Annotated in this window: 9 protein-coding genes, 1 pseudogene and 2 riboswitches; of the genes and pseudogenes, 6 read left to right on the top strand and 4 right to left on the bottom strand. The window is 53.3% G+C overall.

Annotated features, from left to right (window positions below; all coding sequences use genetic code 11):
- Both crcB and QMG16_RS14875 read left to right on the top strand, forming a co-directional pair.
- Complete coding sequence (gene crcB / locus QMG16_RS14880) at nucleotides 1-387, top strand: fluoride efflux transporter CrcB (RefSeq protein WP_281795534.1); 387 nt, start codon at nucleotides 1-3, stop codon at nucleotides 385-387.
- A gap of 13 nt (nucleotides 388-400) precedes the next feature.
- The gene (locus tag QMG16_RS14875) at nucleotides 401-1,687 is read left to right on the top strand and encodes a DUF190 domain-containing protein (protein ID WP_281795532.1); all 1,287 of its coding nucleotides are present in this window, start codon (nucleotides 401-403) and stop codon (nucleotides 1,685-1,687) included.
- A 456-nt stretch (nucleotides 1,688-2,143) separates the two neighbouring features.
- Here the strand turns inward: QMG16_RS14875 and QMG16_RS14870 are convergent, their stop codons facing one another.
- The 3 genes from QMG16_RS14870 to eno all read right to left on the bottom strand — a co-directional run bounded on the left by QMG16_RS14870 (nucleotide 2,144) and on the right by eno (nucleotide 4,812).
- Nucleotides 2,144-2,431, bottom strand: coding sequence for a hypothetical protein (locus QMG16_RS14870; RefSeq protein WP_281795530.1), 288 nt, complete (start codon nucleotides 2,429-2,431; stop codon nucleotides 2,144-2,146).
- Between the two features lie 388 nt (nucleotides 2,432-2,819).
- Nucleotides 2,820-2,885: riboswitch (Fluoride riboswitch) on the bottom strand.
- 101 nt (nucleotides 2,886-2,986) lie between these two features.
- Nucleotides 2,987-3,421 (bottom strand): hypothetical protein, encoded by a 435-nt coding sequence (locus QMG16_RS14865; protein WP_281795528.1) that lies wholly within the window; start codon nucleotides 3,419-3,421, stop codon nucleotides 2,987-2,989.
- 113 nt (nucleotides 3,422-3,534) lie between these two features.
- Nucleotides 3,535-4,812 carry a phosphopyruvate hydratase gene (gene eno / locus QMG16_RS14860; protein WP_281795526.1) on the bottom strand — a complete coding sequence of 426 codons (1,278 nt, stop codon included), beginning with the start codon at nucleotides 4,810-4,812 and terminating at the stop codon, nucleotides 3,535-3,537.
- A 130-nt stretch (nucleotides 4,813-4,942) separates the two neighbouring features.
- Nucleotides 4,943-5,004, bottom strand: a riboswitch (Fluoride riboswitch).
- A 327-nt stretch (nucleotides 5,005-5,331) separates the two neighbouring features.
- Between eno and QMG16_RS14855 the strand changes: the two genes are divergently transcribed.
- From QMG16_RS14855 to QMG16_RS14845, 4 genes and pseudogenes are all read left to right on the top strand, one after another.
- On the top strand, nucleotides 5,332-6,381 hold the full coding sequence (locus QMG16_RS14855) for a hypothetical protein (RefSeq protein ID WP_281795524.1): 1,050 nt from the start codon (nucleotides 5,332-5,334) through the stop codon (nucleotides 6,379-6,381).
- A 571-nt stretch (nucleotides 6,382-6,952) separates the two neighbouring features.
- Nucleotides 6,953-7,885 (top strand): universal stress protein, encoded by a 933-nt coding sequence (locus QMG16_RS14850; RefSeq protein WP_281795522.1) that lies wholly within the window; start codon nucleotides 6,953-6,955, stop codon nucleotides 7,883-7,885.
- A 105-nt stretch (nucleotides 7,886-7,990) separates the two neighbouring features.
- Nucleotides 7,991-8,197: pseudogene (locus QMG16_RS19660) on the top strand (MutS-related protein); the annotation flags it as partial.
- 64 nt (nucleotides 8,198-8,261) lie between these two features.
- Nucleotides 8,262-8,885 carry a hypothetical protein gene (locus QMG16_RS14845; RefSeq protein WP_281795520.1) on the top strand — a complete coding sequence of 208 codons (624 nt, stop codon included), beginning with the start codon at nucleotides 8,262-8,264 and terminating at the stop codon, nucleotides 8,883-8,885.
- Nucleotides 8,886-8,986: 101 nt separating this feature from the next.
- Here the strand turns inward: QMG16_RS14845 and QMG16_RS14840 are convergent, their stop codons facing one another.
- Entirely contained in the window at nucleotides 8,987-11,608 is a 2,622-nt protein-coding gene (locus QMG16_RS14840; protein WP_281795518.1) for a DUF6062 family protein, read from the bottom strand.
- Between the last annotated feature and the right edge of the window lie 228 nt (nucleotides 11,609-11,836).

Genomic DNA, 11,836 nt, shown 5'->3' with positions numbered 1-11,836 from the left:
ATGAAACAGGAACTCATCAAGATTCTTTTGATCATGCTTGGCGGCAGCCTCGGAGCCACTTGCCGTTATGGGACCTCTTTGCTCGCGGCACGGCTTTTCGGCACCCGGTTCGCCTGGGGCACGCTTATCGTGAACCTGGTCGGGTGCTTTCTCATCGGCTTTGCCTTCAGTCTGGCGGATCGGACTCGCTGGATGGGGACGCTCCCTCGCCTGTTTTTTGTGACGGGTTTTCTGGGAGCCCTCACCACTTTTTCAACCTTTGCCCTGGAGAGCACGAACTTCTTGCGCGCGGCATCTCACTGGTTGACATTGGCAAATTTTCTCGCCAACAATCTGGTGGGAATGGTCCTGGTTTTGCTGGGAATGTGGATTGGGCGCTTGATCTAAGAGGAACTACGACATGCTGGAATACAAGGCCATCGAAATTTTCACAAGTGAGGAAGTCCGCTGGCAGGGCAAACCGTTGAGCGAGGCTATCATTCAGTTCGTTTCGGGTTTGAAGATCGCGGCGCGCTGCATGGTGACCCGCGGAACGGACGGTTGCTACGAAAGTGGTGAAATCGCCACCAGGAAACTGGAGGTGCTCTCATACAATATGCCGGTTCGAATCCATGTCATCCTGCCCGCCGGCGAACTGGAGCGCGTCCTCCCGGATATCGATAAGATGGTCACGGATGGCATTGTGGTAGTGCACCACCTGGATGTGGTCAGTCACAAAATCCGCACTCGCCTCATTCCCCAACAGGTCAAGGTACGGGACGTGATGACGGCCAACCCCAGGACCGTCACGCCATCGACACCTTTGGATGAAGTGGTCCGGCTGCTACTCTCGTCCATCTTCACCGGGCTTCCGGTCGTGGACCAGGCCAACCGCCCTGTTGGGGTCATTTCGCAAGGGAATCTCATCTATCGTGCCGGTATGCCCTTGAGGCTCTGCTTGCTCGCAGAATCCGACCAGAACCGGCTGGAGGAGTTTCTCAGCTCCATCTCTTCCAAGACCGCCGCGGAAATCATGACCAGTCCCGCCGTATGCATCGAAGAAGACCGCCAACTGACGGAAGCCGTCAATCTGATGCTTCAAAAAGGGTTGAAACGCCTCCCTGTGGTTGATGCCGGCGGGAAATTGGTGGGGATACTCTCACGCATGGACCTTTTCCGGACCATCATGAAGGAATCGCCCGACTGGCAAACGTTCAGAAACCTGAACATCCAGATCGAAAATCTGCATTCCGTCTCCGACATCATGCGCAGAGACATTCATACGGTCACCCCCGACACGGCTATCGATGAGGTCATCCGGATCATCGATTCCAACGATATCCAGAGGGTGGCCGTAGTGGACGAGAAAGGACGCTACCTGGGCCTTATTTCCGACGAGGACCTGCTTATGGCATTCAGTGATCAGCGTGCGGGCCTGTGGGATTACGTCGTGAGCAAGATGTCTTTCACCGAGGCGGGTCGAAAGCACAAGGAGTTTCTGGACCACATGAGAGCCAAGACCGCCTCGGAGGTGATGAGCACCCGCCACATCACGGTTCGCGAGGATGCGCCCATTGAAGAAGCCATCCGTATTATGACTGAAAACAACCTCAAGCGTTTACCCGTGCTGGATTCTCAGGGTTTCTACAAAGGGATGGTAAGCCGTGAATCATTGCTGCGAACCGGCTTCACCCAGTGCAAGATTTGAAAGGGTCTTCCAAGTTCTTTCAGGAAGGCAGGAACCAACGATTCAAGAGTTTATACTGCAAACGGCTATAAATTGGACTTTCCGTCGTTTCGACCGAAGGGAGAAATCTTTAAGGTCCCTCACATTCGCTCGGGATGACAAAAGCCAAATTCAAACCGTTTGCAGTATACATACGTTCTCTTGATGGATTCGTAAAAAGTCGTTACCCCGTTGAAAACCGGGGACAATAGTTTTGTAAGCCACCCAAAACACTGAGTTCCGACTTCCACCGGAATGATGAAATAACGCCTTGCGGGACTTTCTACAAAACCATCATTCTTTGTATGCGAGATCATCCGCCATGGAATTTGAAGAGTTGGCTGGCACCCGCTTTTTGAGAAAAATCTCCAAATCCGGGTAGAAAACCTCGACGACCAGCATAGGGATTGGTTCAACCCTTGCGGATCAATCACCGCATCAACCGACGACCTCCCAGTTCGTCTCGAACGTGGTATCATGAAGAGTATAGACATATCCGAGCATTTTTCCCGCTCCCGGCAGAACACCTTCCTTGATCCTCCAGTAGGACAGATAAATCGCCGGCAGCATGCGAGGTTTTCCGGTCTCCGGATCATCCGAGGTGGGCTGCCACACTTCACGTTTCTCCATGACCCGCCAGAGAGTCCCGTATTTCTTACTTCGGACCGTCTGTCCTACCCTTGGCAATCGTTTCTGGGCTATCACATCCTCATGTGTTTCCATCATTGTACTTCCCCCTTTCACAACCCCTGAACAGGCAGGCAGAAGAACAAGAAAGGCCCTCCCTCGTCTTCGCCTGATCGGGCATCATCTCAATAAACCTCAACCGGGCGCCAGCACATTGAAAATAGATACTGCGCAGGGTTTGAACCGGGCTTTTGTCATCCCGAACGAATGTGAGAGACCTTAAGATTTTTCCCTTCGGTCGAAACGACGGAAAGCCCGGTTTATAGCCGTTTACAGTATAAGCTGTTCGAATTTTCCTGATCGTTGAGCAAACAAGCCGATCCTTGAGGATGCAAGGGAGAGCGAGTGGAAGGATGGAACAGAGCACAGGAGCACAGACGCTTTTGCGCGATGAGATCGGCAGAGCAGAAAATAAAAAACTTCTACTCCAAGGGTAGAAGTCATTAGCCCGAATGGCCGGGCAGTTCCGGCAGACTTCATTGCCTTATGGCTGAACATATGAGAGAAATTTCCTCCCGTTATCAAAATGTTTCATCGGGAAGGGTCGAAAAGTCAAGCTAAAATTGCTCAGTGCAATAAAGTGATGCCGGCGAGTCATCTTTTTCGCAAGATGTTCAGAACCAGATCGAGATGGGCTTCGATTTCAGCCCCCCTGGGGGCCCAGTACTCGGCAAAGCCGGGGACGGCGTCCCCGTACCCCTTTAGATGTTTGCTGTCGATTTCCGATAGCGTGGCCCATAAGCTCGAGCAATGGCTCCAGATGGACTGGGTGACACTCTCTACATGCTCTTGGAGACCGAAGGCGCTTTTGAGTTCACTGAGCAATTCCCGAATTTCAACCACTTGGGCAAGCAACGCCTCGCACTGGGAGCTGCTGAGGTCGTTGCTTTCGAAATAAAGAACCGAACGCCTCTGCCGTCCTTTTGCCCACTCTTCGAATTCGCAAACCACCCGATCCAGATGAGTGAGAGTCGTCCCTATGGTACGCTTGTACTTGGAGCTGAGCTCGAAGACGTGTTTTTTCTCCATATGCGATGTCTCCAAAGGGCGGGGTGAATTCAATTCGTCGATTTTTCCGAAGCGGGCTGGATGAAAGCACCTCCAAAGAGTTCAAAGACCGCCCACAAGCACTGTCCCCCCCCTCAACCGCCCAAAGGATTCCCGAACACCGCGCTCTTTCCCAGCTCATCTTCAATCTCGAGGAGGCGATTGTACTTGGCGATCCGTTCACTCCGGCAAACCGAGCCCGTCTTGAGCTGCCCGCCGCCCATGGCCACGGCAAAGTCGGCAATGAAGGGGTCTTCGGTCTCACCCGAACGGTGGGAGATCACAAAACCCCACCCGGCCTTGCGGCAGAGTTGGATCGCTTCGATGGTTTCCGTTACGGTACCGATCTGGTTGAGCTTGATGAGCACGGCATTGCTCGTCTTTTCCCGAATGCCGCGCTGGATGAACTGGGTATTGGTAACGAAGATGTCGTCTCCGACGATCTGGATTTTATCGCCCAAAATGGCGGTCTGTTCGCGGAAGCCTTCCCAGTCGTTTTCGGCCAGGCCATCCTCCAGGGAAAGAATGGGATATTTGTCCACCCAGGATTGGTAGAGCTCTGTCATCTGAGAACTGGTCTTCCTCCCCTGGCCGGATTTGCTCAAATGATAGTTTCCATCCTCGAAGAAGGAACTTGCCGCCGGATCGAGGGCTATGGCCAAGTCTTTACCTGGCAGATAACCTGCGGCTTCCATCGCCTCCAAGATGACTTCACAGGCCTCTTCGTTGCTCTTGAGATTGGGAGCGAAGCCGCCTTCGTCGCCGACGCTCGTGCCGTATCCTTTTTTCCCGAGGATGCTCTTCAGGGCGTGAAAAGTTTCGGCACAGTAGCGCAGGGCTTCAGCAAAAGTCGGGGCGCCGACGGGCATCACCATGAATTCCTGAAAATCGACACTGTTGTCCGCATGTTTGCCTCCATTGAGGATATTCATCATGGGCATGGGAAGACGAATCGCTCCAGGACCTCCCAGATACAGGTAAAGCGGAAGCCCCGATGAAACAGCCGCCGCCCGCGCCACAGCCATGGAAATTCCCAGGATGGCGTTGGCACCGAGTTTCGCCTTGTTGGGGGAGCCGTCCAGTTCGATCATCATGCGGTCGATTTCCGATTGACGCAGGGGGTCCATACCGAGAAGATGCGGAGCGATCACCTCGTTGACGTTTGATATGGCTTTCAACACTCCTTTCCCGCCGTACCTTTTCCGGTCCCCATCGCGCAACTCCACGGCTTCGTTTTCACCGGTAGAAGCCCCTGACGGGACGGAGGCCACGCCGACTACACCATTATCCAGGGTCACACGGACGCGGACCGTAGGATTGCCACGAGAATCCAGGATTTCCAATGCACGGATGGATACGATTTTGCGGTTCATGCGGCTTCCTCCTTCATTCATTTTGGACAGGATAGGAATTGAGTTATAAAAAAGCCCCTTCAAGTTCGTCCCGGCAGGAGCTTTTCCAATCGATCATTGTGCTCAGATGAATCTCCCACCCGGCGAGCTCGCCACAGTAGGGGTCATCAGCCTCATACGGCGGTTCGAGTGGACTCCATCACTCTCATCGAAAGCAATATGAGTCATAAATGCCACCTTTGACATCCAAATGCAAGAATGTTCCTGTTTGGGAGGTGACTTTCAAAAACGCTTCTCCTGAAAACAGGCAAGATCTTTTCTATCCGAAGAGCCGGTTTCGTGAGGCATGTACCGGAGGAAAGCCGTTGTGAATGGTATGCGACATTTTGCTGCGGGAATCCTGCGTTCCAATATTCCTTTTGACAGGTTCGCCGCATTTGCTATGTAGTGGTTCATGTGAATGTCGGTTCCACAGGACGATTGCATACATCCATGATGTTTGCTCCTCAATGACATAAAATCACATAAAGGAGGCATTTCATGGCAAAGATCAGCTTCGAATCATGGCGACAGACCGCGATTTTCCACAACCCCTTGAAAAACGGCCAGCTCGACACGCAGGAGATAGAGGTACGCATTGACCCCCTGACCGGCCATCAGAGCACTTTCAATCCGGCGCTGGAAGGGAAGATATCGATTCTTTTTCCCGATACGGACTATGCCTACCTGGAAGAGCGGGCGGAGGCGACTCAAGGGCAATGTTTCATGTGCGACGGCCGCTGGCGTACGGCAACTCCAACCTACAGCACCGATATCCTTCCCGGGGGCAGATTGCAACGAGGAGAAGCGGTCCTTTTCCCCAATCTCTTTCCACTGGCGGCATTCCATGCCGTCGTCATACTGGGTGATCGCCACTTTCGCCTGCCCAACGAAATTTCCGCGGATCTTCTCGAAGACGCTTTTGCCATCTCTGTAGAATACTTCAGAGAATGCCACCGCTATAACCCGTCGGTCCGCTATTTTACGATCAACGCCAATTTCCTTCTCCCTGCGGGTGCCAGCGTCATGCATCCCCACCTGCAGCTGCTCGGGTCACCCTTTCCGGGAACGCACCACCAACTGCTGCTGGAAAAAAGCCTTGCTTATTACGAGGCCAACGGCTCATGCTACTGGACGGATTTAGCGAAAGAGGAAATAGAGCGGGGAGAACGAATGATCACCCGGATGAGCGACAGTACATGGTTCACCGCCTATGCGCCCGTCGGCGCCAACGAAACCGATGCGGTCTGGACGGAGACCTCTCACTTTCTGGAATGGGGCACCGCGGAGATTCGGCAGATGGCGGAAGGGATAGCAGGGGTGCTGCGCGGCTATCACGACATGAAGTTTTCCACCTACAACTTCTCCTGTTTCAGCGGTCCCGTAGATCGTTCGTCTCCTGAATTCCGCTGCTTTTTGAGATTGGTGAACCGGCAAAACGCCATGCCGCACCACAGGACCGACGACTACTATTTCCAGAAACTCCTCAAAAACGAGATCATCATCCAACGTCCGGAAAAGCTTGCCACTTTTCTCCGTAGGTATTTCTGAGAAGGTATTTCTGACGAGCTGCGCCGAACATCCGTCCTCCCGGCACTACCCTCTTTTTCCCAGCCGGAGGTCAGGGCCGCTCGACACAAAAATTCGACAACACTTCCGGAGCGATGGAAATTTACCAGGCCTTCTCGGTCAGGCATCCAAGGCGCCTATCTACCCTCCATGGGCGTGGCGCCTTCGAAGGGCGGCATCTTTTGATATGAACTCGAAGGTTCTCCCGAGTCACATCGAATCTTTCATTGAAGTGCGAAAAAATTTTTCGCCGCACAAGACAGTCGATCTTGGAACTCAGAGCCAATCCGGTTGCAGTGGAAGGGGAGATTTCAGCACTGCCATCCCCTCGGCTCAAGGCAATATGCCTTCTCCTTATTCTCTTTTCGCATCGTCGATCCTCACTTCCAACACCGGCCCGCCGTAGGTCAGGGGCGTCCGAGCTGCTCGTCCAAGAATTCTTCAAGCAATTTCAGAAACACGTTTTATTGATTCTTTCGTGCTCTACCACATCTTTTCCTTTGCCCTCAAGCTTCACTGAGTTGAACAGAGTTCGTTGAAAAGGGGGTATACGATGTTTAAAAAAATACTCTATCCAACCAAATTTGAAGAATTCTCTTTGCCGATTCTCCAGAACATCACTTGCCTGAGGAGAGCCGGACTGGAGGAGGTCATTCTGTTGCACGTCATCGATCCGGGAAACCTTTATACCGAAGTGGACGGGGGCATTCCCATCGCCGTGGATACCATCCGGAAAGCCATCACGAGCAGCATTGACCTGATGCGGGAAGCCGCATCCAGGCGTCTCTCCGCTTATGCCGATTATCTTTGCTCCGAAGGGATCAAGGTGAAAACGGAGCTCGCCACAGGTCGCGTCGTTTCAGAGATCCTCAGGACTGCCACAGAGAATGATGTGTCGCTCATCGTGGCGGGACGACAGAAGAGGGATGTTCTAGGGGAGATCTTTGTCGGCTCGACGACCGACCGAGTGATCCGCAAAGCAAAGGCTCCGATTTTGGTCGCCAGATACCATACCCTGAGAATGGCGGGAGATGAGGTACAGGAGCGCTTCTGTACCGACATGTTCCGAAAGATTCTCTATACGACGGACTGGTCGCCCAATGCGGAGCGGGCAAAGATGTACCTTCCCATGCTCCGTGGCGCGGGAACTTCGGAATTGGTCGTTGTCCACGTCCTGGAGGAATTCGCTAATTTTGTCGATGTCCCCTATGAGATGAAAGTTGAGGCGTTGGCAGTGGCGACAAGAAATAGCCAGGACAATTTGGATCGCCTGACTCGAGAGCTCGAGGCCGAAGGCTTCAGAGTGAAAGCAAGCCTGCTTTGCGGAAAACCCTACCGGGAAATCATGCGTGTCGCCACGGAGGAAAACGTTTCCATGATCGTCATGGGTTCCTATGGGAAGAGCCTCATGCAAGGAATTCTCTGGGGAAACGTGTCTCAACGGGTTGTCGAATACAGTGAAAAACCGGTTCTGGTGGTGAAATGAAGATTTGAAGATTTTCTTGAAATATCTGAAGATAAAAATTTTAACCTGCTCGATCCACCCCGCTACGTTGCAAAAGGGAGGCTTTGCCCGGTCGCAAACGTGATCGACCAGGGCGGCAAATCGATTTTTTTGCGCAGTATAGGTTTGGCACAATTGATGATGCAATGCGATATGTTTGTGCCTGCGGAGTCTTTCTCCTCCAATGTCTGTGAAGGGCTTTTCACGCACTACAAACGGGAGGAAGATCCAGCCATGAAAAGCGGGAAACTTGATGAAGAACTCAGCAGAATGAGCGAGATCGTAGACAACTTAAGTAGTATAAAATGATATTTGTCGGCAGTGAAGAAACGGCAGGCCGCTGAGGTGAACCGGTTGAATGATCGGGGAGGAGATGTTCGTCTCCCTGTTGAAGCTTTCGGAACGGCGCATGCTGAATGGTCTCATCGAAACCCTTGCGCAATACGGACGCCCCGAGACCATTCCCTACTTCGAGCGTGCTCTTGAAGATGACTTCTACCGAGCTGCCGCGGAAAAGGCTTTTCAAAAGTTAGGCAAAGCCTCTTGCGACACGCTGGTGCTTTCTGCCGTGACTCTCCGACCGGGCCCCTTTGTGGAAAGCCCGTCCAGCTTGGAGCGGCGCCGCAGTGCGATAAGACTTTTGAACGGGATCGGAATAGCCCCTCAACATTGGCAGACCCTCCGGAGGCTGCTCGATGAGCCGGACGAAGAGCTCGTGGTGGGTGCTTCAAAACTGGGGATGAGCATTGCATCGAGAGAAGATCGGAGGGCTATCTCGCACAGGCTCATCGGACTCGTAGCTCTGGCGCCGTGGCACCTGCAGGAAGATATCGAGGATATACTGACTGCGTTGAAGGATGAATCGGCAGGAGAAATTGCCGGTGAAGTTGCACAACGAAACAAGCAGCCTGAAGACTTGCGCGCAAGGGATGAACGATTGCGAGCCCTGTTGAGAATACAGCGCCGGTTCGAAACAGCATGAAGTGATCAGGTCCCGCGGGCAAGACGGACCATCACGGCGCTCCAAGCTTCCGACCCGACAAACCATATCGTGGAGCCGATTGCCATTGTCACCGGGCCCTTCTACACTTCGGCATCCATCTCCCATGGAAAGCAGACCTTCTTCGCCCCGACACTGTGGATGAGGCCACGGAGATAGGCGTCTTCCTCATCCAGGTTCTGGATATCTCTGCGCAGAGCATCCCTCTTCAATGCATAATTTTGCATATCCTCGGATATCTGGGCGAAGAGGCGAGCGGCGTGCTCGAGCAGGAACCGGACTTTCTCTTTGGATGGGACAATGGAAATCAGCAGGCCCAGATGGTGCAGGCACACTCCCTGGGAGTTCATGTACGCCTTGTGCCCTTCCGGGGTTTGAATAAAGCCGGCAAAACTGTTCAGATAAATTTTCTCCGCGTCTTGGACCAGTCGGCACACTTCGCAGTCTTTCGCGCTTGGAATAAGCGTCAGGACGGATTCACCCGGATTCGAGTTTTCCGATAGCGCCAGGCGAGAAAGATCGGCCGACAACCTCTCCATAAGCCTCGGAAACCCCTGCGAAAGACCGTGAGGGGAGGACATCGCCTCCAGCTGCCACGTGTGGAGGGGACAAAACCCAAGCGAAGCTGCGTGTGCACGCTGCGCCTGTTCCTGAGTCGCCAGTTCGTATTGCCGACCGGCATAGAAACGGTAGGCGGCATCGATCATTCGGTTGCATACCGGGCAGCCCCGTGTGGCTAGGTCGGGTAACAAGTCCTTCTCTACTTCAGAACCGGTTGCCTTGTTGAGTGCCGCCCCGGACAATAATTCTTGCTCCGGAACCGAGGGGGGAGAGGGCTCGAATGCTGGAAAAATTGGCTCAGCAGAAGGCCCCCCTGAGAGGGAAGGTTCTCCTTCGAGCATTGCGGTTCGGATCCGACCGAGCTTCTTTTCGATGGCCTCAAGAGTATCGAGCTCACGAGAAAGCTCCTCCCTGTCAAGCTCCACGATCTGCCAGTGTCCATCGATGCTCTTTGTGACCCTTTTACCCTCGACGGCCTGCACAATACGCGATTCGATTTCACCGGCTCGTTTCTCGATCTCAAAGCCCAGACGGTTCAACGCATCATCGACTCCTTTCAGAAAAGCATCTTCAATGCGCTCGGCGTAAAATCCGATAAGGCCTTCGAGCTCCGCGACAAGACGGCCCCTGACTAGCGGTCTGACCACAAAGAGGGGCAGACAGGCCGCAAGTATGGGAAGTTTAGGGTTCCAATCGACATTCCCAAAGCTTGGGCGTTGCAGCACCCAATGGGTGGGAAGCTCAATACTCGTTTCGGAAGCAGCCTCCTCGCCGAGGCCACCGAGAACCTCCACTGCGGCAGCGGGAATCTCCTGCAGTTCCCGCTCAATCTTTACCCATTCCATTTGCAGTGCCTGCAGGAATGCGGGATCAAGGCTTTCGGCTTTCTCTTTCGTCCATTTCTCCAGATCCTGCTTGAAACGCGGCAGCATCTGTCGTGCAACGTCCTGAGCCGCAAGGATGGAAAGCTCCCAGTTGGACTGGGAGAGTGCTTCGTTGAGTTCTCCCAAAAGAACATCGGCTTCGTCAGCCCGAAACGCAGCAATTTCTGGAGAAATCTTCTCCCTTGCCCAAGGAAGGATGCGCTCCCGAACCTCCTGCTGGGATTTTGCGCGCGCTTTTCGCAGGACTTGGAACCGTTCCTTCAAGGCCGCCATCTTCTTCTGGACTTCTTCTCGAGAGGTTTCGCCGGCCAGTTTGAGCAGACTCAATTCGTGATGCGCCTCCGTTGCCACGCGAAGCACCTTGTCCAGCACGGAAACCAGGAGCCCATGGCTCTTCTCGCTAGACAGAAACTTGGCCAAAGCCTCCTGCAGGGCTTTCACGCCGCTCTTTTCGTATCCCTCTTCTTTCCCGGCAAGCTTCGATTCCAGGGCCATGGCTGAAGAAACAGGGAAAATTTGGACTTCTTCGGCTCCTGTTTGCCGCTCCAGCCTTTCCGAGATAAAGTTCAGAATTTCCAGGCGCTCCTTGCCGCCGGCAAGATCGATCTTGTTCACGACAAAGAAAACCTTGCGCACGTATTCTCGAATACTTTGAAGGAAATCGGTTTCCGCCCGTGTGAGAGGTGTATCCACGCTCGTCACGAAGATTACCGCATCGCTACGGGGCAGGAAGCCGTAGGTGGTGGCCGTATTGGCTTCAATGGCGGACCCAATGCCGGGAGTGTCGACAAATTCGAGGCCTCTTCGAAGAAACTGCACGGGCAATTCCAGAACGGCACGCTCCACTTTCTTCACGTTTCCCGGATTTCCCTTTTCCGTCACATATTCGACAAGACTTGAAATCGGCGCTTCTTCCGGGTACAAGGCCCCTTCCTTCAGAATCATGAGCCGCTCTCGGGGGCCGTACTTGAGAACCGTGATTGCAGAGGTGAGCGGCAGCACTCCCGTGGGCAGGAGGTCCCGCCCGATGATGGCATTCATAAGAGAGCTTTTGCCACGTTTGAACTGGCCCACGACCGCCAGTGTAAACCGGTCTTCCGCCAGTTTGACCATCAATTGCCGGCATTCTTCGGACTTCCGTTCTCCAACATGCTTTTTCAAGAAATCCGAAAGATTGCGTATTTCATAGGCGATGGACTGCTTAACTTGTAAGTATTGTTTGAATTTGGCAAAATCGGAATCCACATCCGCGAGAGCCATGTTATTTCACCTCACTTTTCAATGCCCCAAGACAATTGATCCACTTAAGCACCTGATCGGAAGTTATTTAACATGCCCGATCCTTATTGATTATGTCATTCCGGCATGCTTTTAGCCGGAATCCAGCCCCACGGCAAATTCTCTGGATACCGGCTTACGCCGGTATGACGGTATGAAAATGTCAAAAAATATGTGCTCAGGTGCTTAACTCGACGCTGTCAGATTTCA

It is taken from the genome of Desulforhabdus amnigena, from assembly GCF_027925305.1.
In the GTDB taxonomy this organism is placed as follows: Bacteria; Desulfobacterota; Syntrophobacteria; order Syntrophobacterales; family Syntrophobacteraceae; genus Desulforhabdus; species Desulforhabdus amnigena.
The sequence above is the reverse complement of the archived record's forward strand: the minus strand, read 5'-3'. Positions and strand labels throughout refer to the sequence as shown.